The sequence below is a fragment of the Blautia sp. JLR.GB0024 genome (assembly GCF_037000545.1).
Lineage (GTDB): Bacteria > Bacillota > Clostridia > Lachnospirales > Lachnospiraceae > Blautia > Blautia celeris.
In genome coordinates, this window is record NZ_JBANBF010000014.1 from 23,721 (window position 1) to 49,152 (window position 25,432).

The window sequence follows — 25,432 nt, forward strand, 5'->3', positions numbered from 1 at the left end:
GTATAAAATGTACAATAATAGGGCGATAAAATTTTCTAATTATCACAAAAACCATATAAAATAAGAAAAAAATGTTGTACAAGGTATTGTTATAAAGTATAATTCTTCCATAGTTAGTAAAACGTTTTAAAGAAAGGGAGAATAAGATGAAAAAGAATCAATACGCACTCTCAGGATTGTCTTTAGCCCTGACAGCAGCCATGACTCTTGGAACCTGTCTGCCGTATCTCGGCCCAATAGAGATAAAGGCAGCAGCCCGGGAATTCATCGCAGAGAAGACAGATAAGGGATATCATCTCCGCAATGAATATTTTGATGTAGAGACCGGCAGGTACGGGGAAATTACATCCTTGAAAATTGTCGGAGACGAATATGATACCAACTATGTCATGAACGTCAATGACAATCCAAAACAGGACACGCCTGCCCATGAATGGATGGGTGACCTGATGTTCAAGACAAAGAAGAGCGGGGAGGAGAACTGGACAGAAGCGCTGACAAATTCCTCTGATGCGGGAAGAAGCGTGGAGTTAAAGGACAATAAGATTGTTGTAACCTACGACAACACGAAAACGGAAGGGGAGAGAGCCATCAGGGATTTCAGGCTGGTGGAGACCTATTCCCTGGCGGATGACCAGCTTCGCTGGGAAATCACCGTAGAAAATACCACGGACACAGATCTTATTTTCGGTGACTTTGGTGTGCCTCTGGCATTCCATGAAATATGGGTAAACCAGGGAGAGGCATACGAAACCTGCACTGTGGACCACAGCTTTGTGGGAAAAGATTCTTCCTATGTGTATGCCACAAGACCAAGCGGTGAGGGGCATTTTCTGCTCATGACTCCGGATACGGAGACAGGTGCAGGATTTGAATACCAGGACCACTGGCAGGTGGGACAGAGAAGAGCAGAAGAAAAAGAGTGGTGTATGGATCAGGCTGACTGGGCAAATGGTCTGAATGTATTTTATATTCACGCAGATGCTGTCAGTGCAGATGAGAAATCAGGCAATAAGGGCTATATGGACAGTACCAGTATGACGCTTGAAGCCGGAAAAAGCAAAACCTACGCGTTTGAATTCACAGGTGTGGCGGATGAAAAAGAGATGAAAGATACCCTGTATGAAGAGGGCATCATGGATGCAGTGGCAGTCCCGGGCATGACATTCGCCAGGGATATGCCGGCAAAAATGTATCTGCATACAAAGGTTCCGTCAGAGGATATATCCTTTGAATTCCGTTGTCCTCATACCAATAACCTTCACCGGGGCACCAATACGGTATCCAATAACCTGCCCTGCGAAAAGACAGAGGATAACACCTATGCAGAGTTTACAGAGACAAAAGTGATTGACGGTGAGCAGTACCATATTTATAATATCGCTTTCGGAGATTTGGGACAGAATGATATCATTGTGAACTACAGACAGAACGGGAAAGAGAAGACAACCATGCTGCAGTTCTATATGATGGATGATTTACAGTCCGCTCTGAATCTGCACTCGGATTTTCTGCTGAAAACACAGTGGGATGCGCCGGGAGCTATCCAGGATAAAGTATTTGATGACTGGATGATGGACAGCAAGTCAAAACGCGGTTCCTTTGACGGATACTGGGGCTGGGGTGATGACTGGGGATATGTCCATGGAGAGTATCTGGCGGAAATGAATTCCTATAATCCTGTGGAAGAGCAGGTACAGGCCCTGGACGAATATCTGGATACAGCTATCTGGGAGAATCTGATGCAGGAACACCAGGAAGATTTCCTGATACACGATTTCCTGATGCCGGAACCGAACGGTACACCGACATACAGAGGATTCGCATACCCCCATATTTATAATACTTACTTTTCCATGTATAAAATCGCGGAGCAGTACCCGGATCTGATCGAGTACAAAGAGGATGCGGACACCTATCTGCTCCGATGTTATCATATTATGGATGCCCTCTATAACGAAGGAAGTGTAGGATACAACTGGAATACAGGACTTATGGGAGAGTCCACTACACCATCTATTATCCAGGCTCTTAAAGAGAGAGGATATGAGGAAGAGGCAGAAAACCTGGAATCTGTCATGGAGAAAAAATTTAATAACTTTGCCAATGACAAATATCCGTACATTTCAGAATACCCATATGACAATACCAGTGAGGAAGCTGTATATACCATGGCAAAAATGTTCGGAAACGAGGAGGTCATGGCAAAAGTAAATGAAAAGACAAGGGCCTGCCGCGGTGTACAGCCAATCTGGTACCATTACGGAAATCCAACTACCATCTGCGGCGAAAACTGGTTCAACTTCCAGTATACAGCCTCCCTGGCAGGATACTGCATGGATGACTGGCTGCGCAGGCAGGATAACGGCATGTCATCTGAGGAGGCAGGACTTGCACAGCGCATTAACTATGCAGGTAAACTGGCTAACTTCACTGTCATCAACTCCGGCCAGATTGACGCGGATGCGGAAAATGTGGGCACGGCTGCCTGGACATATCAGGCAGAGATGGGAAATGATACGGCACTGGGAACCGGAGGCGGAAAACTCCACAATGGATGGAGACAGATGTCAGGAGAGGCAGATCTGGCCCTGTTTGGAGCAATCAGGATCGCTTCCTCTGATGTGGCAGAAGACCCGGTATTCGGACTTCTTGGATATGGCTGTGAAGTCTCTGACAATGGCAGCAGCTATGAGGTGACGCCTCTCGACGGCGTATACCACAGACTGAACCTGATCAATGAGCAGGTTTCCCTGGAACTGTACAGAGATCAGTACAGCAGCGCAGTAGTTTCCAAAGACGGAAGCAGTATTTCTTTGGATATCGTAAATGTGACGGGACAGGAACATGAATCAAATCTGGACATTACCGGTATTCCGGCAGGTACCTATCAGGTTTTTGTCAACGGTCAGACAGCCGGAAGCTTTGAAGCTCAGGATCAGACCACGACCGTGGCTCTGCCTATTCCGGAAGGTGACAGCGCCGGGATCAGGATTCAGCCAGGGGAGCTTCTGAATGATACAACACCTGTTGTGGATGCAGGGGAGGATACCCGGGTTACCATGGAGGAAGAAACGGTTCTCCACGGTATGGCAAGAGATGCCGCATGGCTGCACAGAACCCCTGATGTGACATGGACAGCAGAGGAGGCGCCAGCCGGTGCAAAAGTCACTTTTGCAAACGATAAAGCGGTTTCCACAAAAGTGGAATTTGACAAAGCGGGGGAATACACCCTGAAACTTACAGCAGAAGGCAGAAGCAATACAGCCAGTGATACGGTAAAGATTACAGTGGAAGGCATACCGCAGCTTCCGGAAACCATCGCTTCTTATGATTTTGAGGAGGCAAATGTTGATACAGAGAATAAAACTGTAAAAGATATCAGCGGTTCAGGTATCAATGCTGAACTGAAAGCAAATGTGGAATTTTCCGAAGGAAAAGACGGCAGAGGTGTTTCCATGGATGGAGAGATCGGCGGATACGTGAAGCTGAAAAGCGGCCTTACAAAATATACCAAAGAGGCCACCATATCCATGGATATAAAACTGAACGGCAAACAGACAAACGGGACGAGACTTTTCGAATTCGGCGATATGGATGATAATTTGTTCTACGCTGCCTGCGAAAGCGCCAACGAACTGTCGCTGAATATAACAAACCAGAAGACAAAAGAGGTCATAACAGCAAAATCAGGTGTGCTCCTCAACCCGGATGCATGGCAGAATATTGAAGTCACCCTGAAAGACAACAGGGCAGTGCTGTATATCAACGGGGAAGCATACGCAGAGATAGAGGATGCGGAATTTGATTTCAGCCGATTGGGTACCACCCAGCGCAGCTTCCTGGGACGTTCTTATTCTGAAAGCACTCCATGGCTGAACGGTACCTATGATAACTTTAAAATGCTGTCAAAAGCCATGAGCGCAGAGGAAATCAAGGCGGCGTATGGATCTGATGAGGCAGTTACCGTGACAGAGGTTGTGGTATCACCAGTCATCACCTCTGTAGGCGTAGCACCTGAAATGCCGAAAACAGCCAAGGTGGAGTATTCCAACGGTCTGTGCCAATATGAACAGGTAACATGGAATGAGATTGACAAATCTTCCTACGCAAAGAAAGGGGAATTTGAGGTTTCAGGAAGAATTGATGCCCTGGAACTGGAAGTTTCCACAATGGTTCAGGTAGTGGAGGGAAAAGAACAGAATATCGCTCTGCTGGCCGTACCCACAGCTGTTTTTGATAATCCGGATGACCTGGGCGGTGTAGCAGGCTTAAACGATGGATTTGACCCTGCAAACTCCAATGACAAGTCACACGGTGTATGGCACAACTGGCAGGGAGACCAGAAAGGAGAAGCCTGGGTACAGTACACCTGGAACGCAGAGGTTACCATTACAGGCACGGATGCTTATTATTTTACAGACGGCAACTTTGCGCCGGCCTCCGTCAATTTCCAGTATCTTGACCGTGAAGGTAACTGGAGAGATGTGGAGAACGGGGACGGCTTTGGTACAAAATTAAATCAGTATAATAAAACCGTCTTTTCACCTGTGACCACCACAGCATTCCGCATGATCATGAACCCGAAGACACTGGGATGCGGTGTGATCGAATGGAAAGTATACGGTTACTCTGATGAATCCGCAGCAGATAAAAAACTTCTGCAGGCAGCTCTGGATAAGGCCAAAGCCCTGAATCTCCATATTTTTGAGGAAGGTGCTGAGGAAATCCTGAATACAGCCATAGCGGAGGCGCAGGCTGTCTTTGACAATACAGAAGCATCCCAGGATGAGGTGGATGCGGCAGCAGCCAGACTGGAGAGAGTGATGATCACCCTTCCTGTAAAGGATGCAAATCTGGCGTACAGTGCAACACCGTCAACCAGCTTTATATCCGACTGGGAAAAATTATCGGCGGTAAATGACGCAGTTGTACCTGAAAGCTCACAGGATCCGGATCCGTCATTGTACGCAAGATATGGTACATGGGGCAATGAAAGTGAATATGAAACGGTTACTTACACATGGGATACAGATGTGACATTAAACGAAAGTGATATTTATTTTTGGTATGACGGAAGCATCACCACAAACGGTGGTATTAATATTCCGGAATCCTATAAATATGAATATCTGGACAAGGAAGGAAATTGGAATGAGGTAACAGAACCGACCGCTTACCCAACAGAAATTGACGGTTTCAACACTACATCCTTCGAGCCTGTGACAACGAAAGCTTTCCGGGTGACCATGGTAAAACAGGATGAAGATAAAAATGGTGTTGGCCTGATGGAATGGAAGGTATACGGCACCATAGCAAAAGCAGATAAGACGGCCCTCACAGAAGCTGTGGAGGAGGCTTCAGGCATTGAAACAGAGATTTATACACAGGAGACAAAAACAGCCTTTGAAAAGGCACTGGCAGATGCTAAGGCTGTCCTTGCCGATCCGGATGTAAGCAGTGAGGAGGTGAAGTTAGCCCTTTCCAGGCTGGTAAAAGCACAGAATAATCTGGAAGAAAAGGGCGGAGAGGGTATCCGTAATCTGGCCTTGGGAGCTAAGACGGACGGCCTGTGCAATTATGACGGATTGGACGGACGGCTCAGTGACCTGGGCGGCCTTGCAGCCCTCAATGACGGCGCAGTACCCGAAAATTCTGCAGACCAGAGCAGCCCTGTATGGCACAACTGGCATGACCGTTACGGCAGTGAAAATCAGGTTCTTAACGGATGGGTATCCTACACCTGGGATGAACCGGTGGTTCTTGACAGCACCAACGTTTATTATTTCAGGAACGGAAGCGGAGATTTCCTTCCAAAAGCAGTACAGTTTGAGTATCTGGATGAGGAAGGCATTTGGAACGCGGTTACAGGTGCAGAGGGACTTGGCTGTGAAGCTGACCGATTCAATACCACTACATTTGACAGAATCACCACCACAGCGATTCGTATGAACATGGAACCGGCCCTCAGGGAAGAGAATCAGGAAGATCCTTCCAGAGGAACCGGAGTCCTTGAATGGCAGGTAATGGGCATTTACGCAAAAGAACTGCCAAACAAAGATACGCTCAGGAAAGCTGTAGAGGCGGCAGAGGAGAAACAGGAGACAGATTATACAGAGGACTCCTGGAAAATATTCGACCGGGCGCTGAAAAATGCAAAAGAAGTTCTGAATGACATATATACGGATCAGGAGCAGGTTGACAATGCTCTTGACAGCCTTATGGAGGCCATGGAAAACCTTACAGAAGCCGGTACTGAATCAGGGGTCAGAAATATGGCGGCCTGTGCGGCGGCAGAGGGATTATGCAGCTATGACGGACAGGACGGCAGACCATACGATCTGGGCGGACTTGCAGCTTTAAATGACGGCGCCGTACCCGAGAATTCTGCGGATACAGCAAACGGTGCATGGCACAACTGGTTAGACCGCTACGATGAGAACGGCAGCATACAAGACGGCTGGGTATCCTATACCTGGGAGAAACCGGTGGTTCTGGAAGGCAGCAGTGTATACTTCTTCCAAAATGGAAACGGGGATTTCCTTCCTGCATCCGCACAGATTGAGTATCTCAGTGAGGAGGGCACATGGCTTCCTGTTTCTGAAAATCGTATGGGATGCGATGCGGATACATTTAACACGATAACATTTGACAAGATTACCACAACCTCCATCCGGATGATTATGAAACCGGCTCTGCGGGAGGGCAGTGAGGAAGACCCGTCAAGGGGAACCGGAGTCCTTGAATGGCAGGCAATGGGCCGGTACGCAGATGAAATCAAGGAAAACGCGGATAAAACACTGCTGAAGGAAGCACTGGCTGAGGCGGCAGGAAAACAGCAGGCAGATTACACAGAAGCAAGCTGGGAAGCGTTCCGAAAAGCTTATGAAAAGGCAAAAGATATTTATGCCGATACAGATGCGGACCAGACACTTGTGAATGCTGTACTGGCAGAACTGAACGATGCCATATCATGCCTGACCGAAAAAGCAGATTTGACAGAGCTTAACAGTATGATTGCCCGGGCTGAGAAGAAGACAGAGGATGCTTACACAGAGGAAACCTGGAATCTGTTTGCAGAGGCTCTGACAGCAGCGAAAGCTGCGGCGGAAAAAGAAGATATCACACAGGAGGAAGCCGACAACGCAAGAGATGCCCTGCGGTCTGCTATGGAGAACCTGGAGAAAAAAGATGCAGATGTGGTAAATAAAGAAGCTTTGAAAGCAGCGATTGAGGAGGCAGAGAAAAAAGAGGAATCCAAATATACAAAAGAGAGCTGGGAAGGATTTGCCCGGGCCTGGAAGGCTGCAAAAGAAGTCTTTGAGAATGAGGCCGCCACTGCGGAGCAGGTGGAGGAGCAGACAGCTCTTCTGAATGCAGCCATGACAGCCCTGGTATTAAGGGAAAAAGATCCGGAAGACCCGGAGCAGGAGGCAGACAAGGCAGCACTTGCAAAGCTTGTGGAGAAGGCCAATGGTTTTACAAGAGCTGACTATACGGAAGATACATGGGCAGTCTTTGACCTGGCACTGGTAAACGCCCAGAAAGTTCTGGCTGACAAAGCAGCAGACCAGGAGACTGTGGACAAGGCAGGTAAAGACCTGCAGGCAGCAATGAATCAGCTTGTGAAGGTAAACAACGAAAGCAGCCTGGATCTGAGCCGCATCAAAGCCCTGATCCAAAAGGCGGAAAAGCTGGAAAAAGAAGATTACACAGCAGCAAGCTTTCAAACCTTCAGCCAGGCATTAAAGGAGGCAAAGGCAATCCTGGACGCTGACGGCGCGTCACAGAGTGATGTAGACAAAAAAGCGCAGGCACTTGAAAAAGCCATGAAGAATCTGAAGAAAAAATCAGGTTCCGGACCCAAGGCGCCCGGAAACACTGGAGGAAAAGGCAATTCAGGCAAAGGAAGCGGTTCCGGTTCCGGAAATGGTGCCAAAAGTGTGAAAACAGGAGATGAAACACCAATCCTTCCGTTTGCAGGCGTTGCTGTGCTCTCCCTTGCAGGAATCGTGTGTCTTCTCAAGAGAAGACGGACAGAATAAGAAATAACAAAATAAAATAAGAATTTTTTACAGAGCATCTGCGGCGACTGAGCCGGCAGATGCTCTTTTGCATTAACCTGCGCAAAACAGTAAAATATTGTTATTAAGATAATTTTATTAGACTATTTGCTGAAATCTGTTATAATACCTTTTAGATGTATTAAGGAGACAGACTATGCAGAACAAACAGAAAAAGAATGCATGGATTCCCTCATACGCAGTATTTCCGCTGCTTTCCTGTGTGACAGTGAACTGTATTGTGTATTTTGGGATTGCCAAGCTTGCCGGCGAATGGAAGCATTATGACCTGACGCTGCCCTTTGACAGGGCGGTACCTCTGGTTCCCGGATTTGTATCCGTCTATCTGGGTTGCTATCTGTTCTGGATTATAAATTACATACTGATCGCAAGGCAGGGCGAGGAACATTGTATCCGTTTTGCCACGGCAGACATGATGTCAAGGCTGGTCTGCTGTGTGTTTTTTTTATTGCTGCCAACAACGAATGTCAGGCCTGCGCTTGAAGGGGAGGGCATCTGGGTGACTCTGCTGCAGGCTGTATATAACATGGATGCGCCGGTGAATCTCTTCCCCTCCATCCACTGCCTGGTAAGCTGGTTTTGTTTTATCGGCATTCGGGGAAGAAAATCGGTTCCGAAGGCGTACCGGGTATTTTCCTGCCTGTTTGCCCTGCTGGTATGTGTGTCCACGCAGGTGACAAAACAGCATTACATAGTGGATGTGTTCGGCGGGATCGCCATAGCGGAAATTACTTATTATATTGCATTCCATACGAATATTTACAGGCTGTCTAAAAAAGTATTTGACAGATTATATGAAATGTTTTTTAGCAGGAGAAAAAGTGCCTGCGGGAAAGAGAGTGAAGTTTGACAAGTAAAAAGAAAAAAATAGGAAACGGACTGTTTCTTGCAGCGGTTTTCATTTTGACCATATACAGTGTTTTCCACGGGGAGGATCTCCATGCTGTGCTGAAGGCCATCGTCAGGGTGAACCCCTGGTATCTTCTTCCGGCGGTGCTGGGCGTGATCATTTTTATCTGGGGAGAATCCATCATTATCCATTACATGCTGGGAACACTGAGTATCAGGACAAAGAAAAGGACCTGCTTCCAGTATTCCTGTATCGGGTTCTTCTTCAGCTGTATCACGCCGTCCGCAAGCGGCGGGCAGCCTATGCAGATTTATTATATGAGGAAAAACAAGATTCCCGTTCCGGTGGCTACACTGGTGCTTATGATCGTTACCATCACGTACAAATCGGTGCTGGTGTTTATCGGCCTTTTTGTTGCATTTTTCCAGAGAGGGTTTGTACATAAATATCTGGAAGGAATTCTTCCGGTCTTTTATCTGGGAGTGGCTTTAAATGTATTCTGCTGCATTGCCATGTCTGTCCTGGTGCTGTGTCCCTCACTGGCAAAGTTCATTATGATGAAGGGACTTGCGATTCTGGAACATGTGCGGATTTTCAGGAAAAAAGAGGAGAGGACCAGGAAACTGGAAGAGTCCATGAATCACTATACGGTTACTTCGGATTACCTGAAAGGACATGGGAAAGTGATCGTAAATGTGCTGCTGATCACATTTCTGCAGAGATTTGCCCTGTTTTTTGTGACATGGTTTGTTTACCGGGCCTTCGGTCTGCACGGGGCAAGTGTCTATGATGTGGTCATGCTTCAGGCGGTAGTGTCTGTGTCTGTGGATATGCTGCCTCTGCCGGGAGGAATGGGAATCAGTGAGAATCTGTTTCTGATCATATTCAAGACGATTTTTGTGGGCAGCCTGCTGCTGCCCGGCATGGTTTTAAGCAGAGGGATTGCTTTTTACGTGCAGCTGCTTTTCAGCGCGGGTATGACTGCAGTTGCGCATTTTACAATAGGACGTAAAGTCCAGGACAGTGCCGCGTAGGGTTTTGAGAACCGGCGCCTTATGTACCGGGAAGGATAAAGAAAAGAGGGACAGAAAAAGATGATAGGATTTTATAATTATTCAGTGATATTGACTTATATAAGCCTGATTTCTTCCGTATTCGGAATGTCGCAGGCAATACACGGCAGATTTAAGGTGGCAGTGTTCTGCCTGGCTTTGTCAGGACTGTGTGATATGTTTGACGGAAAAATCGCCCGCTCCATGAAAAACAGGACAGAGGATGAGAAATCATTTGGCATCCAGATCGATTCCCTGTGTGACGTGGTCTGTTTCGGTATATTTCCGGCTATGATATGTTACCTTTTAGGCGTGAGGGGGCCTGTGGGGCTGGTGATCATAGCGCTGTACTGTGTCAACTCTGTCATACGGCTCGCTTACTTTAACGTGATGGAAATGAAAGGCGCACTGGTCAGCGAGGAGGGGGAGAAATACTACAAGGGCCTTCCCATCACCTCCATGGCTGTGGTGCTTCCGCTGGTGTTCATGATACAGTTTTTTGTGCCGGATTTTGTTTTCATCATATGCCTGCACCTGGCGCTTCTGGTGGTAGGGACACTGTTCGTGGTGAATTTCCGGTTTAGAAAGCCAAAGAACTCCACGCTGGCAGTTCTGGTGGCAGTGGTGGCTGTGGCTCTCTGCATTATGATTCTCAGGACCAGATACCGCATAGAATTCAGACACGGCTGGCCATGGCTTCCCTGGCTGCGAAAGCTGTAAGATACAGGAGGATAACGGGATGAAATACATAGACAGAGAAGGAAAGATCACAACAGAGGATTCCGGGCAGGACAGACTCCTTCGGTGGATGTATACCCACAGGGCAGGACGTCTGGCTTTAAAGGTCCTGGTTTTGCCCGGAGTTTCCAAAGCAGGTGGATGGCTTCTGGACAGCAGGTGTTCCAGAGTGCTCATCAACCCCTTTGTGAAACGGCAGGGTATCGACCTTGACTTGTATGAGGGGCGGGAATATGCCTCCTACAATGATTTTTTTACAAGACAGATTAAGAAGGAACACCGGCCCATAGAGGGGGATGCAGGCACTTTGATCAGTCCCTGTGATGGAAAGCTGAGCGTCTATCCCATTGACGGGAAAAGACGCTTTTCTATTAAAGGGACAGAGTATACCGTGGATTCCCTGCTGCGTTCCGGACGTATTGCCGGGAGATACCGGGGAGGATACGCGTGCATTTTCCGTCTGACCGTAGATGACTATCACCGCTACTGCTATGTGGATGACGGCGTCAAATCCGTCAATATCAGGATACCGGGTGTATTTCATACGGTGAATCCGGCGGCAAATGAGGTCTGTCCCATCTATAAGGAAAATACAAGAGAATTCTCTCTGCTGCAGAGTGAGCATTTTAAGGTGGTGCTCATGATGGAAGTAGGTGCACTCATGGTGGGGCGTATCACCAATTATCATGAGGAGGGCAGCGTGAGAAGGGGAGAGGAAAAGGGACGCTTTGAGTTCGGCGGTTCCACTGTGATCCTGCTCTTTCAGAAGGATGCGGTGAAGTTTGACCGGCGTTTTTTGGAAAATACAGAGAACGGTTATGAGACCATTGTGAAAATGGGAGAGAGACTGGGGGAGGAAACGGACAGGGAATGACAGAGAGAAAAATAGCAGATTTGGATCTGCGGCAGATCGCAGAGTCCGGGCAGTGCTTCCGAATGGTCCGGAAAAGGGAAAATGTGTATGCCCTTACCGCTTTTGGAAAGTATCTGGAAATAGAACAGAACGGAGACATGTTTTCTTTTTCCTGCACAGAGGAAGCGTTTGGAGAAATCTGGGAGGATTATCTGGACCTGCATACAGATTACGGCGCGATCAAAAGATCGGTAGATGCGGAGGATACCTATCTTCTGGAAGCGGTGCGGGAAGGATGGGGTATACGGATCCTGCGTCAGGATCTATGGGAAATGATAGTGACCTTTTTAGTATCCCAGAACAACAATATCTCCCGCATCAGAAAAAGCATTGAACTGCTGTGCAGTACCGTAGGAACAGAACAGTATACAGAGGAAGGGCTGCGGTATGATACATTTCCGGAACCGGAAGCAATCGCGCATGCAGGTATGGAAGTCCTTTCCACCTTGGGACTGGGATACAGGGATAAGTACATTTTAGGTGCAGCGCAGGCTGTCCTGGACGGCAGTCTGGACCTGGAAATGCTGCGTTTGGCAGATTATGAGACTGCCCACAAAGAGCTGGTAAAACAGTATGGGATCGGAAAAAAGGTGGCAGACTGTATCTGCCTTTTCGGACTTTACCATATAGAGGCATTTCCGGTGGATACCCATGTGAAGAAGATTCTGGAGGCCCATTATCCGGGTGGATTTCCCCATGAAAGGTATAAGGGATATGCGGGAATCCTGCAGCAGTACATGTTTTATCACGATTTAAATGCCGCGGCATAGAAAGGCAGCAGGCCTTATACATAGCCTGCTGTCAGATAACAGCTATAGATCGATGGAAGTGATTTTGGGATTTTTCCTGAGAAGCTCCAGGGTATGGAAGATATCATAGCTGTCCGGGAACTTTACGAAAAGCTTCACTTCCACCTGATTGTCTTTCAGGCGTTTTACCTTCATGCTGGTGATCTTGATCTCATCCAGGTGAAAGGTATTCTCCAGGATGCTGCGCAAATCATCCTCCTGCTCCATGATAAGGGTCACCTGCTCAATGCTGGAGGATTTCAGCCAGCGGAAATTTCGGTGGAAGAAAAACTGCAGAAGCAGTATCAGGACAGTGGCAGTGATGCCGGGAACATACATACCTGCGCCCAGTGCCATGCCCACGCCGACCGTTGCCCACAGCCCTGCTGAGGTGGTCAGGCCGCTAATATTCATCTTGTGGGTGAAGATGACCCCTGCGCCCAGAAAACCGATAGCAGTGACCACACCCGCGGCGATACGGGATGGGTCCAGGTTTACGTGGGAGGACAGGACATCGAAAAATCCGTATTTTGATACGATCATCATGAGTGCGGAGGCAAGGGACACAATGGAATGTGTGCGGATGCCGGCCATTTTCATTTGATTTTCCCGCTCGTATCCGATGAGGGCACCACAGAGAATGGCGCCCAGCATGCGGAGCGGATACTTCAAATAAAGCAGAATAAGTTCCATATAAATCCCTCCGTTTCTATTTCCATCTATTATAACAGAATATGATTTCAATAGCCAGCAAAGGAGGATTTTGCCATGATAGTGATCAATCAGGAAACTTGTGTGGGATGCGGGGCATGTGTAAAGGACTGCCCGGGCAGTGCCATTCATCTGGATGAGGGAAAAGCTGCGGCCATTCGTCCGTGCATCCAGTGCGGCCACTGCGTTGCGGTCTGTCCGGTCAATGCGGTGTCCATCCCGGAATTTGATATGGAAGAAGTGGAGGAGTATCGGGAGGGTGAGTTTTCCGTTTCCGGTGAACATTTTTTAAGAGCTGTAAAGTACCGCAGAAGCATCCGCAGTTTTAAGAAGGAGATTCCGGACAGAGAAACCATAGGAAAGATCCTGGAGGCGGGCCGCTATACAGCCACAGCCAAAAATATGCAGGACTGTACTTTCGTGGTGGTCCGAGAGCGGCTGGCAGAGTTTAAAAGCCTTGTCTGGCAGGAAATGCCGGGGATCATCCGGTCCTTAAAAGAGACAGGGCCGGATTATGCCCGGGCATTTTCCTTATTCTATAAATTATGGGAGCGGGACAGGGAGAAGGATACATTCTTTTTCAATACACCTGTATTTCTGGTCATTGCTTCGGAAAATCCTCTGGATGGAGGCCTTGCAGCTGCCAATATCGAGAATATGGCTGTTACACAGGGCCTGGGAGTGCTCTACAGCGGCTATATGATGCGTGTTATTAAGGAAAGCCCTGTTCTGCGGGAGTGGCTGGGAATCGGGGAAAAGATGGTTTCCTGCTGTATGCTGCTGGGATATCCGGATGTGAAATACAGACGCACCGCGCCCAGGAAAAAAGCGGATATTCTGTGGAAATAGTAAGTAAATATGAGGTAAAGAGATGAAAATAGACAGGCTGATCGGCATACTCTCTATATTGCTGCAGCAGGATAAGGTGACAGCCCCTTATTTGGCAGAAAAATTTGAGGTTTCCAGACGGACCATTAACCGGGATGTGGAGGATATCTGCAAGGCGGGGATTCCGCTGGTCACGATCCAGGGGCAGAACGGCGGTATTTCCATTATGGAGGGATACCGGCTGGATAAGACGCTTCTGACCTCCCGGGACATGCAGTCCATACTGGCAGGGCTCAGGAGCCTGGACAGTGTGGCGGGAACCAATCGGTATCAGCTTCTAATGGAGAAGCTGTCCATGGGAAGCCGGGACGTGCTCACCAGCAATGACCATATCAGAATTGATCTGTCCTCCTGGTATAAATCCGCCCTTGCGCCAAAGATAGAACGGATACAAAATGCCATTGAAGCCTGCCGCCTCATAAGCTTCCGGTATTATTCCCCAAGGGGAGAGGGGGAGCGGGAGATTGAGCCGTATCTTCTGATTTTTCAGTGGTCTTCCTGGTATGTGTGGGGATACTGCAGGCAGAGAAACGATTACCGGATGTTCAAATTAAACCGTATGGACAGTCTTCGGGATACAGGCGGGAAGTTTGAAAAAAGGCAGCTCCCTGACTGTGACTGGTCCCCCAGGCGTATCTATCCCGCTTCCATCCATGTGAAGGTACGGTGTGCATCCGGTATGAAATGGCGTCTCATTGAAGAGTACGGGGTGGAGTGTTTTACAGAACAGGAGGATGGATTCCTGCTGTTTGAATCAGATTTTGTGGACAGGAACAGTCTTTATGGATGGCTTTTAAGTTTTGGGGAACAGATGGAGCTTCTGGAACCGGAAGAGCTGCGGAAGGAACTGGCGGACATGTTCGGCAGAATGCAGAGATGTTATCAAAAAGAAACGGAATAATCCCGGCAATGATGACAGACAGTTGTCATGGTTCATCTGTTATAGTAGCCTTATCCCGTATCCGGCGGTTCCTGCGGGTTCTGTCCGGGCCGGGAAAATCAGAAGAGATGAGGCTGTTATAAATGGAATATGAAATTGTGGAATTAGAAGAGAAAAAGGTTTTTGGCCTGAGAGCACGTACGAATAACCAGGCACCTGATGTGGGAGCCGTGATCGGCGGACTCTGGGATAGATTTTTTGTGCAGGGAATCCACGATACGATACCGGATAAGTGCAGCGGAATGCCGCTGGGGATTTATTCCGGATATGCCGGAGGGATTCTGGACGATTATGATTTTACCGTGGGGTGCGAGACAGATGCAGAAGGGGAGGCACCGGAAGGTATGGTGAGCCTGCGGATTCCTGCGGGCAGATATGCCAGATTTACAGTAAAAGGCCATATGCAGCGTGCAGTGGCGGCATTCTGGCAGGAGCTGTGGAAGATGGATCTGGACAGGGCATTCGGCGCAGATTTTGAAGAATACCGGAATCAGGATGTGGAGAACGCAGTCATTTATATTTATATAGGTCTGAAATAAAAATAAGAAGCTCAGTCTTTTCCGAGGACGAAAAATATGGTATACTGGCGTTGTTGTCCGCAGATGCATTTTGCGGCCAAAATATAGACCATAATATAAGACAATATGGCCGGAGAACGTGATATTCCGGTCAAAACAGGAAGGGCATGAGATATGAAAAAATGGAACTGTTTACTTGCGGCAGTGACTCTGGCACTGTCTGTTCTGCTGACAGGATGCGGCGGACAGCAGGAGGAGCCGGTCAGCCAGGCATCACCTGAAGACCTGCATCATGTGAAGATCCATATAAAGGATTACGGCACCATCTCTGTGGAGCTGGACAGCTCGGCGGCGCCTGTGACCGTGGAAAATTTTATGGATCTGGCCGGGGAGGGTTTCTACGATGGCCTGACTTTTCACAGGATCATCAAGGGATTCATGATCCAGGGCGGTGACCCGAAGGGAGACGGCACCGGCGGTGCGGATCAGACCATCAAAGGTGAGTTTTCCAAAAACGGAGTCAACAATCCTCTGAAGCATACGAGAGGAACCATCTCCATGGCACGTTCCAGCGATATGGACAGCGCCAGTTCCCAGTTTTTTATTGTACAGGAGACATCCTCACATCTGGACAAGGAATATGCCGCTTTCGGTCATGTGACAGAAGGCATGGATGTTGTGGACAAAATCTGTGATGAGGTGAAAACAACGGACAGTAACGGAAGTGTGGCGCCGGAGGACCAGCCGGTCATAGAGAGCGTAGAAGTGGTGGACTAGATTGTATTGAAAAGTAAAAACTGCCGCATCGGCGGACGGGAAGAATATTTCCCGGCAGCCGGTACGGCAGTTTTTTACTGCATGATATTGGAACGGAACAGATACGTGTCACCGCTTCTCTCCAGCGTCAGCGCAGTGTGAATGTCGCCGCTCTCAGTCTGGCAGTCAAGATAGTACATGCCGTCCTCTGTCCATCCGCTGGTGCAGAGAAAGGTCACACGGTTGGTGTCTCCGTGCTGGACATAATAACTGTCAAACTGTTCCAGATAAGTCCAGCTAAAGCGGCTGACTTCGCTCAGGCTGATTCCCATCTTGCGCTGAAGAAAGTCCTCGATCTGCTGTGAGGTCAGATGTGTCACATCTGTAAAGACCGGTTCCCCCTCCGCTGCCTGCAGTGCGGCGCTTTCCTCAAAGGTAAGCGGTTCAGAACTCATACCTGCGCCGGTGTATAAAACCTGATCCAGGTCAACCTCCTGAGGAACGCTGTAGGTAGAGCACAGAAAACCGTAATTCTCCATGTCACTGACAAAGGCGGAGAAAGCGTCCAGTTCCTCTGCAGTCAGATCACGGCGTTCTTCCGTGCCTGCCAAAGGGTCCGGAATCTCCTGAGGGCCGGTCTGGGTGCTGCCCGGAACTTCTGTCTCCGAGGACTCTGCAGGGGCTTCTGTCTCCTGGGAAGGTTCCCCGGCTGACTGCGGCGAACCGGCATTGTTCTCCCCGTTATTCAGTGTAATGCCCTTTCCGTCCAGTATTTTTACGGTGCTTTTCGGAGCTTCCGTATTCTCTTCCTTCGTATCTTTGTCAGAAGGAGAATCCTTTTTCGTCTCTGCGGCCGCCTCCGTCTTCTTGGATGCTTCTTCTGCCTGACGGCTGCCGCAGCCGCTTACTGAAAAAAGCATGGCGGAAACCAGGATGGCCGAGAGCATCCGTGCTGCAATTTTTTTCTTCATTAGTATACCCCCTTTTGCCGGCAGCATGTAAATGCTGTATTTCGGCATAAAAATAATGTCTGTATCCCCTTATTTTATCAGGATACAGACATTTTAACATACGATCGGATGATTGTACACCCTTTCGGGTGTTATGCAAATCACGGCAGATGTTTTTCTTATCTTTGATTTGCAGGTTCAATGGCTATGGTATTTCCTTTGATCTTGGCGGTCTTCATGGCATTCAGCACATCTTTGGCATACTCTCTGGGAACCTCCACAAAGGTGTATTTGTCAAACATATCAATGCTTCCGATAAGTTTGCCGGGCATTCCGCTTTCCCCTGCAATGGCGCCCAGGATATCTCCGGGACGGACACGCTGTTTTTTACCGATATTGATGAAGAGGCGGACCATGCCGGGCTCCTCAGCTCCGGTGTCACCGAAATCCACAACTTCCTCGTCCGGCTCCTCCTGCACCATGCCCATGTACATTTTCAGCAGGGCAGCAGCCAGGTCCAGAGTTGTATAGTCAGAGTTGTTGACTTTCTCATCAATGGCATCGATCATGAGAGAAAGATTTTCCCTTTCAATGACAGAGTCCACATTTTCCAGAATGTTTTCCATTTTGGTGTTGGCAACATCGTTTAAGGAAGGTACCTTCTGCGCATAGATTTTTGTCTTGCAGTAGCGCTGGATCTCTTTTAATTTGTAGAGCTCCCTTCCGCTGGCGAAGGTAAAGGCACGGCCTTCTCTTCCTGCACGTCCGGTACGTCCGATACGGTGAACATAGTATTCATCGTCCTGGGGGAGATCATAATTAAATACAGCTTCAATGTCATCCACATCAATGCCGCGGGCAGCTACATCTGTGGCAACCAGAATGTCGGTTCTTCCTTTTCGGAAGCTCTGCATCACGCGGTCACGCTGGGCCTGTTTCATATCTCCGTGCAGGCCGGCAGCGAAGTAGCCCCTGCCGATCAGGGCATTGACCAGGAGGTCCACCTGCTTCTTTGTATTGCAGAACACTACGGAGAGTCTTGGGGAATAGAGGTCCAGAAGACGGGAGAGCACTTCTTCCTTGTTCTTTGGCTTTACATCATAGTAGAACTGTTCAATATTGGGAACGGTCAGTTCTTTTTTCGTCACCTTAATGACCTCAGCGTCCTTCTGGAACTTCTTGGTGATCTCCAGGATGGGTTTGGGCATGGTGGCGGAGAAGAGTACCGTCTGGCGTTCTTCCGGAACTCCGCTTAAAATGGTCTCGATGTCTTCGCGGAATCCCATGTTGAGCATCTCGTCTGCCTCGTCCAGGACAACGGTGTGCACATCTTCCATTTTCAGGGTTTTTCTGCGCATGTGGTCCATGACACGGCCCGGGGTACCGATGATAAGCTGTGTTCCGCTTTTCAGGGAACGGATCTGTTTTACGATGTCCTGGCCGCCGTAGATGGGGAGCACTTTGATGCCGTGCAGGTATTTTGCCAGATTACGGATCTCATCCGCCACCTGAATGGCAAGCTCTCTTGTGGGACAGAGTACAATGGCCTGGAGTTTCTTGTTTTTAATATCTATCTTCTGCAAAAGAGGGATACCAAAGGCTGCGGTTTTTCCTGTTCCGGTCTGTGCCTGGCCGATAATATCACGGCCGCTTATCATTGCAGGAATCGCTTTGGCCTGAATGGGGGAGGCCTCCTCAAAACCCATGTATCTCACTGCTTTTTCAATTTCCGGGAATAAATCCAATTCTTCAAATTTCGTTGTTTCCATATAAAATAAATAATCCTTTCTATCGGGGGACTGCCCCGAATCCTTCATTATATAAAGGTTCGTCACGCTGAAATGTGCTGCTGCATGAAAAAGGGGTGTCGCATAAGCGCAGTAAATGCTTATCGCGGCACCCTCTTATACACAATCAGCAGCTTACATCATACCAGAATCAGAAACCAATGTCAATTAGAAGATATCGACAGGAGAAAGAGGCAAAAATGACGATATTGCATAAAAACAGCAGGTTTTCTTAAAAAACCTTTGCGGGTATTATACAAAACAATTACAATAAAGGAAAACGGAGAGAGAACTCCGGAAGAAAAAAAATTTTACAGGAGAGGATCAGACATGAGCGGAATCAATGAAAAGCTGGAAGCAAGACCGATGGCCAGAAAAGAAAGCATTATTCAGGGGGAAAACTACAGAATCACAGTTCTGACGGAATCTCTTCTGCGTCTGGAATACAGCAGAGACGGAAGTTTTGAGGACAGGGCAACCCAGACAGTTCTCAACCGGGATTTTCCGGTGCCTGTATTCAAGGTGTCAGAGACAGAGGGGGAACTGAAAATCTTTACCAGTGCCCTGGAGCTTACCTACAACAAACAGGAATTTGCCCCAAACGGTCTTTTTATCAAAGTGACAGGCGGAAAATCCAATGAGACGAACTGGCATTATAAGGACCCTGTAAAAGATCTGGGAGGAACAGCACGCACTCTGGACGAGGCGGACGGGGCTATTCCTCTGGAAAGCGGTGTGGTGTCGAGAAACGGATTTTCCATTGTGGATGACAGCCGCAGTATGGCAGTTACAGAGGATGGATGGGTGGACTTGCGTCCGGAGGGAAGTATTGATCTCTATTTCTTCGGCTATGGCCACAGGTATCAGGAGGCAGTAAAGGACCTCTACTATCTCTGCGGCAGAACACCACTGCTGCCCCGATGGGTGTTCGGAAACTGGTGGAGCCGCTATCACAGATACACAGAGCAGGAATACAAGGAGCTGATGGAGCGTTTTGAGCGGGAGCGGATTCCCTTCTCAGTGGCCGTTGTGGATATGGACTGGCATCTGGTGGATATTGATCCGAAATACGGAAGCGGCTGGACCGGATATACCTGGAACCGTGAGTTTTTCCCGGACCCAAAAGAGTTTATGGACTGGCTTCACAGCAGAAATATGAAGATCACACTGAATGTACATCCTGCGGACGGGGTACGTGCCTATGAGGAGGCCTACGAGCGGGTGGCGAAACGTATGGGAATAGATCCAAAAAGCGGGGAGCCGGTGCCGTTTGATGTGACGGACAGGCATTTTCTGGAGGTGTACTTTGAGGAGCTGCATCATCCTCTGGAGGACGAGGGCGTTGATTTCTGGTGGCTGGACTGGCAGCAGGGAACCGTCACAAAGATTCCGGGACTGGATCCGCTTTGGATGCTGAACCATTTTCATTATCTGGACAGTGCCAGGAGAGGAAAACGGCGTCTCACCTTTTCCAGATATGCCGGAATCGGAAGCCACAGATACCCCATCGGATTTTCCGGTGATACGGTTATTTCCTGGGAGAGCCTGAGATTCCAGCCCTACTTTACCGCAACTGCCAGCAATGCAGGATATGGGTGGTGGAGCCACGACATCGGAGGCCATATGCACGGGGTTCGCGATGATGAGATGACTGCCCGATGGGTGCAGTTAGGTGTATTTTCACCGCTGAACCGCCTGCACAGCACGGATAATCCTTTCAATGGCAAGGAACCATGGAAATATAACAAGATCACGCAGAGCGTCATGGAAGAATTTCTTCGCCTGCGCCATAAATTAGTGCCGTATCTGTACACCATGAACCGTTACGCCAGCAGGGACGGCCAGCCTTTGGTGCGGCCTATGTACTGGCTGGAGCCGGAGAGGGAGGAGACTTACCATGTGCCGAATGAATATTATTTCGGAACAGAGCTGATCGCAGCACCTATCACAGATCCGGCAGATACCTGCACCTGTATGGGATGCGCGAAGGCATGGCTTCCAAAAGGCACCTGGTTTGATTTCTTTAACGGGCGCCGATATGAAGGCGGACGTCTGCTCTCTGTCTATAGATGTGTGGAGGAGATGCCGGTATTTGTCCGTGCCGGAGGCATTGTGCCCATGCAGGAGCTTCCGGAGCAGATGAATGATCTGAGTAATCCGCAGAATCTGGAGATCTGTATCTTCCCGGGAGCTGACGGCAGCTTTTCCCTCTGGGAGGATGAGGGGGATTCACCGGAGGATGCAGATGAAAACTGGGTCTGCACAGAGCTGACACAGAAAAACGGGGAGAGTTTCCTGATCTCTGCCGCGAAAGGAAATATTTCCGTGCTGCCTGAGAGAAGGACATGGACACTGCGCTTTAAAGGCGTGGAAAATGCTGCTGCAGAGGTGCTGGCAGACGGACAGGCCATGGAAGCAGTGCAGTCCTATGATGCCGATACACGAACCCTTACGGTCAGGGCAGAGGAAGTACCGGTGACAAGTGAGATTAAAGTCCGGTTTATAAAAGGGCTCATGATGGCTGAAAAGGATATGACAGGAAGTGTATATGAGATCCTGGAGCGTGCGCAGATTGCCTATGATGTAAAAGAGGCTGTGCTGAAAACCGTGGAGGAGCTGGGTGAGAGAGCAGTTCCGGCCCTTTTTGCCATGGAGCTGGAGGAACCGCTGCTGTGTGCGGTTACAGAAGTGCTGACCGCCTGCTGAGAAGAAATTTTTCAAAAAGACAGAAGAGCTGCTGTGCAGGAATTTATCCTGTACGGCAGCTCTTCTTTATATGATATATTTGTCCAGAAATCTGTCCACGGTACGGAAATACAGTTTGGGGTCAGTGGCACAGGACAGCGCATGTCCGGCACCGTCCACAACCAGCTTTTCCTTTTCGCATTTGGCCGCGTGGTACAGCTTGTTCAGCATGTAGAAGGGAACAAAGGTGTCCTTTGAGCCGTGAATGAAGAGGATGGGGCGGTTGCATTTTGCCACCTGCCGTATGGCACTGGCTTCCTTGAAGGAAAAACCGTAACGAATTCTGGAGGCCAGGGAGGACAGGTACAAAAAGGGGAAGGGCGGCAGGTGGAAATAATTGTGGATCTGCACGCTGAATTCTTCCCAGACACTGGTGTATCCGCAGTCCTCGATCACAGCCTTTACATTGGACGGAAGATTTTCGCCGGAAGTCATCATTACTGTTGCTGCGCCCATGGAAATGCCCATCAGGACTATCTGGGCCTTGGGGTCCTTTTGGCGGAGAAAGTCAATCCACTCCAGCACATCTTTTCTCTCCTGCCATCCCATACCGATGTATTTGCCTTCGCTGTCCCCGTGTCCTCTGGCATCGGGAAGAAGCACGGAATATCCTCTGTGCCAGAAGTGTCTGGCATACATGCCCAGCTCACAGCAGTTGTTGCGGTAGCCGTGGCATAGAATCACATAGCGTGTGCTTCCCGCCTGGATGGAGGGGAGAAACAGCCCGTTCAGCTTCATGCCGTCCCGGTTGATCAGAGTGACTGAGGAAGCTTCTTTCCGGATCCATTCCTTGCCTGGACGCAGGAAATCGCCCAGCGGATCAGGCTTGTCTGTATTTTTCCGCTCCGTCCGGTACATGGGAAATGTGCGGGAGAGGGCAAAACGCCTCAGAAAACTGGTGAGCACATAGGAGGCCCCTATACAGACACCTGCCCCTGCGACCGCGGCATGTTTTAAAGTTTTGGAAGATAATTTTTCCTTCATAGTATTATCAATACTCCTTTTCTCTTTCCGGCGTTTACAGTATATGAAAATCAGGAGGTGATTATTCGGTCAGGTCTGTGCATTGACTGTATAAAAAATCAAAGATTCTCCATGGCTTCCTTAACGCGTTCCAGATCGTCGCGGATGGACATGGCCTGGGGACAGACTTCCTCACATTTGCCGCATTTCTGGCAGTGGTCAGCCCGGGCATCTTCTTCCAGGTCATTAAAGTAGGCACGTTTGGCCTGTTCTTTATTTTCATACATGGACAAATCATTCCAGATGCGGAAATTCTGGGGGATGTTCACGCCAAAGGGACATGGCATACAGTATGCACATCCGGTACAGCCGTTTTTGGTGCGCTGTTTGATGGCAGTGGCAACATCAGCTACGATTTCCTTTTCCTGCAGGGAAAGCGGCGTAAAGTTCTCAAATGTGCTCAGGTTGTCCTCCACCTGTTCCATAGTGGTCATACCGCTTAAAACTACTTTTACATTGGGTTTGCTTGCCACCCAGCGAAGCGCCCAGGAGGAAATGCTGGCATTTGGTTTGTAATCCTTGAATGGTTCTGTGACGGAATCCGGCAGAGTGGCGAGAGAGCCGCCCTTGATAGGCTCCATGATCACCAGAGGGATACCCAGCTCCTGTGTCAGCTCGTAGCCTTTGTCACCGGCCTGTATGTCTGTGTCCACGTAGTTGTACTGGATCTGACAGAAGTCCCATTTGCGGTAAGTGGCTATGGTTTTAAAGGTTTCAAAATCATCGTGGAAGGAGAAGCCGAAAAACTTGATCTTTCCTTCTTTTTTCAGCTCTTCCATATAAGGGATGATACCCAGATTCAGGACATTCTGCCATTTTTCTTTGTCCAGGCAGTGAAGCAGGTAGAAGTCCACATAATCCACATCCAGACGGTCAAGCTGTTCCTGGAAAATACGTTTTGCGTCATCCAGGGTTTTTACATTCCATACGGGCAGTTTGGTTGCCAGATAGAAGCTTTTGCGGTCGTATTTTTTCAGGACTTTTCCTACAAAGGGTTCGCTGTCGCCGTTGTGGTATGGATAGGCTGTGTCTATGTAGGTGACTCCGGCCTTAAGTGCGCGGTCCAGCATTCTCTCAGCTTCCGCCTCGTCGATATTTCCGTCAGGTGTCTGCGGAAAGCGCATGCAGCCAAAGCCCAGAAGGGACGGAGATACGCCCAGATTTTCAAATTTACGGTATTCCATAGTGTAAAACCTCCTCGTTTCAGTCAAAATGGTTTCATTAGTAGCTGATATCTATTTTATCATTCTATGCAGGGGAATGACAAGAGATTTCCTGAATTATTAGGGGTTTTTCGTGGAAATGTGTGAAAAAATAAAGTATACTGAACTTAATGGCCAGAATGCGCAGGAATGTCCCAAAAAGGAGGGGCAGCCCAGGCACGTACCGCCTGGGAAAGCGCATGGAAGAACAGGAATTACGGGAGAAAAGGAGAGAAATTATGCAGGAATTTATTTATTACGCACCTACAGAAGTAGTGTTTGGAAAAGACGCGGAGAAGAAAACAGCAGAGGAAGTAAAAAAATGGGGCGGGAACAGGGTACTCCTTGTCTATGGCGGAGGCAGTGTGAAAAGAAGCGGGCTGCTTGACAGGATCGAAGCGGAACTTGAGAGGGCGGGGATCGCCTTCAAAGAGTGGGGCGGGGTGAAACCAAACCCGCGGCTGTCCTTTGCACAGGCAGGTGTGGAGGCTGCGGTTTCCTTTGGAGCAGACTTTATTCTGGCTGTGGGCGGGGGAAGCTCCATTGACACGGCAAAAGGGATCGCACACGGGACGGCGAATCCGGGAACTGCGCTCTGGGATATCTGGACACAGAAAGTGCCTCTGACAAAGAGCCTTCCTGTGGGAGTGGTTCTGACCATTGCGGCAGCGGGAAGTGAGATGAGTGATTCCGCGGTGCTGACAAATGAGGCCATTGGAAGGAAGCAGGGACTGAGTACGGATTTTAACCGGGTGAAATTTGCCATTATGAATCCGGAGCTTACCTACACGCTGCCAAAATATCAGGTGACATGCGGAATCGTGGATATTATGATGCATACCCTGGACCGGTATTTTACCCATACAAAGGGAAATCAGATGACAGACGAGATTGCGGAGGCGCTGTTGCGGACTGTCATTGAAAACGGGAGAAAGGCGTGGAAGGACCAGACGGATTACGAGGCCATGAGTGAGCTGATGTGGTGCAGCAGTCTTTCCCATAATGGAATTACGGGGCTTGGAGCGGAAAAAGATTTTGCACCCCATAAGATCGGACATGAGCTCAGCGCAAAATACGATGTGGCACACGGAGCCAGCCTGTCTGCTGTCTGGGAGTCCTGGGCACTGTATGTGTATATGGAGGAGCCGGGGCGGTTTGCGCAGTATGGAAGAAAGGTGTGGGGTGTGCAGGCGGAAGATGATGTGGCTGCTGCGAGAGAAGGGATAAGAAAAACGGTGGAATATTTCAGGGAACTGGGAATGCCGGTTTGTTTGGGAGAACTGGAGGCCGGGGTGCTGACGGAAGAAGAACTGGTGGATATGGCTGAGAGGGCAACGGGGAAGGATACGTTTACGGTGGCGAAGTTTAGGGAGCTGCATCAGAGGGATGTGTATGAAATATTGAAAGGGGCGAATCATTTGTGAGTTGAAAATGCGGACGGGCCGGGAGAAAAAACTTTTGAATACATAGTTGACATATGCTAATAA

At 48.9% G+C, this 25,432-nt stretch carries 17 protein-coding genes; 12 read left to right on the forward strand and 5 right to left on the reverse strand.

What is annotated here, in order from left to right:
• The first annotated feature begins 146 nt into the window (after window positions 1-146).
• The 6 genes from V8Q34_RS22260 (at window position 147) to V8Q34_RS22285 (ending at window position 12,407) form a co-directional block, all read left to right on the forward strand.
• Window positions 147-8,045, forward strand: a complete 7,899-nt coding sequence (locus V8Q34_RS22260) for a DUF5695 domain-containing protein (RefSeq protein ID WP_335836343.1) — start codon at window positions 147-149, stop codon at window positions 8,043-8,045.
• Window positions 8,046-8,220: 175 nt separating this feature from the next.
• On the forward strand, window positions 8,221-8,934 hold the full coding sequence (locus V8Q34_RS22265; protein WP_033139316.1) for a phosphatase PAP2 family protein: 714 nt from the start codon (window positions 8,221-8,223) through the stop codon (window positions 8,932-8,934).
• A complete protein-coding gene (locus tag V8Q34_RS22270) occupies window positions 8,931-9,968 on the forward strand; it encodes a lysylphosphatidylglycerol synthase transmembrane domain-containing protein (protein WP_033139317.1) in 1,038 nt (345 codons plus the stop codon). Before V8Q34_RS22265 ends, V8Q34_RS22270 begins: the two co-directional genes overlap by 4 nt.
• A 60-nt stretch (window positions 9,969-10,028) precedes the next feature.
• Window positions 10,029-10,706 carry a CDP-alcohol phosphatidyltransferase family protein gene (locus V8Q34_RS22275; protein ID WP_033139332.1) on the forward strand — a complete coding sequence of 226 codons (678 nt, stop codon included), beginning with the start codon at window positions 10,029-10,031 and terminating at the stop codon, window positions 10,704-10,706.
• 19 nt (window positions 10,707-10,725) lie between these two features.
• Window positions 10,726-11,598 carry a phosphatidylserine decarboxylase gene (locus V8Q34_RS22280; RefSeq protein ID WP_335836344.1) on the forward strand — a complete coding sequence of 291 codons (873 nt, stop codon included), beginning with the start codon at window positions 10,726-10,728 and terminating at the stop codon, window positions 11,596-11,598.
• Entirely contained in the window at window positions 11,595-12,407 is an 813-nt protein-coding gene (locus V8Q34_RS22285; RefSeq protein ID WP_335836345.1) for a DNA-3-methyladenine glycosylase family protein, read from the forward strand. Before V8Q34_RS22280 ends, V8Q34_RS22285 begins: the two co-directional genes overlap by 4 nt.
• Window positions 12,408-12,449: 42 nt before the next feature.
• Here the strand turns inward: V8Q34_RS22285 and V8Q34_RS22290 are convergent, their stop codons facing one another.
• Window positions 12,450-13,118: an MgtC/SapB family protein gene (locus V8Q34_RS22290; protein ID WP_033139320.1), complete on the reverse strand. Its 669-nt coding sequence runs from the start codon at window positions 13,116-13,118 to the stop codon at window positions 12,450-12,452.
• Window positions 13,119-13,193: 75 nt separating this feature from the next.
• Between V8Q34_RS22290 and V8Q34_RS22295 the strand changes: the two genes are divergently transcribed.
• From V8Q34_RS22295 to V8Q34_RS22310, 4 genes are all read left to right on the forward strand, one after another.
• Window positions 13,194-13,985 (forward strand): nitroreductase family protein, encoded by a 792-nt coding sequence (locus tag V8Q34_RS22295; RefSeq protein WP_335836346.1) that lies wholly within the window; start codon window positions 13,194-13,196, stop codon window positions 13,983-13,985.
• 22 nt (window positions 13,986-14,007) lie between these two features.
• Window positions 14,008-14,925: a helix-turn-helix transcriptional regulator gene (locus V8Q34_RS22300; protein WP_335836347.1), complete on the forward strand. Its 918-nt coding sequence runs from the start codon at window positions 14,008-14,010 to the stop codon at window positions 14,923-14,925.
• Window positions 14,926-15,047: 122 nt separating this feature from the next.
• Window positions 15,048-15,503: a GyrI-like domain-containing protein gene (locus tag V8Q34_RS22305; RefSeq protein ID WP_148393270.1), complete on the forward strand. Its 456-nt coding sequence runs from the start codon at window positions 15,048-15,050 to the stop codon at window positions 15,501-15,503.
• 153 nt (window positions 15,504-15,656) lie between these two features.
• Window positions 15,657-16,259 (forward strand): peptidylprolyl isomerase, encoded by a 603-nt coding sequence (locus tag V8Q34_RS22310; RefSeq protein ID WP_103731941.1) that lies wholly within the window; start codon window positions 15,657-15,659, stop codon window positions 16,257-16,259.
• Window positions 16,260-16,333: 74 nt separating this feature from the next.
• On the opposite strand, the gene V8Q34_RS22315 is transcribed toward V8Q34_RS22310, so the two are convergent.
• Complete coding sequence (locus V8Q34_RS22315; RefSeq protein WP_335836348.1) at window positions 16,334-17,209, reverse strand: hypothetical protein; 876 nt, start codon at window positions 17,207-17,209, stop codon at window positions 16,334-16,336.
• A gap of 158 nt (window positions 17,210-17,367) precedes the next feature.
• A complete protein-coding gene (locus V8Q34_RS22320; protein ID WP_033139333.1) occupies window positions 17,368-18,957 on the reverse strand; it encodes a DEAD/DEAH box helicase in 1,590 nt (529 codons plus the stop codon).
• 348 nt (window positions 18,958-19,305) lie between these two features.
• On the opposite strand from V8Q34_RS22320, the gene V8Q34_RS22325 reads away from it, so the two are divergent.
• Window positions 19,306-21,681 carry a glycoside hydrolase family 31 protein gene (locus tag V8Q34_RS22325; RefSeq protein WP_103731944.1) on the forward strand — a complete coding sequence of 792 codons (2,376 nt, stop codon included), beginning with the start codon at window positions 19,306-19,308 and terminating at the stop codon, window positions 21,679-21,681.
• A 66-nt stretch (window positions 21,682-21,747) separates the two neighbouring features.
• Here V8Q34_RS22325 and V8Q34_RS22330 read toward each other — a convergent pair whose 3' ends face one another.
• Together V8Q34_RS22330 and V8Q34_RS22335 are read right to left on the reverse strand one after the other, a co-directional pair.
• Window positions 21,748-22,704 carry an alpha/beta hydrolase gene (locus tag V8Q34_RS22330; RefSeq protein ID WP_033139326.1) on the reverse strand — a complete coding sequence of 319 codons (957 nt, stop codon included), beginning with the start codon at window positions 22,702-22,704 and terminating at the stop codon, window positions 21,748-21,750.
• A 98-nt stretch (window positions 22,705-22,802) separates the two neighbouring features.
• Window positions 22,803-23,927: an aldo/keto reductase gene (locus V8Q34_RS22335; RefSeq protein ID WP_335836349.1), complete on the reverse strand. Its 1,125-nt coding sequence runs from the start codon at window positions 23,925-23,927 to the stop codon at window positions 22,803-22,805.
• 257 nt (window positions 23,928-24,184) lie between these two features.
• Here V8Q34_RS22335 and V8Q34_RS22340 point away from each other — a divergent pair, with 257 nt between their 5' ends.
• Window positions 24,185-25,369, forward strand: coding sequence for an iron-containing alcohol dehydrogenase (locus V8Q34_RS22340; RefSeq protein WP_033139335.1), 1,185 nt, complete (start codon window positions 24,185-24,187; stop codon window positions 25,367-25,369).
• Window positions 25,370-25,432 lie beyond the last annotated feature (63 nt).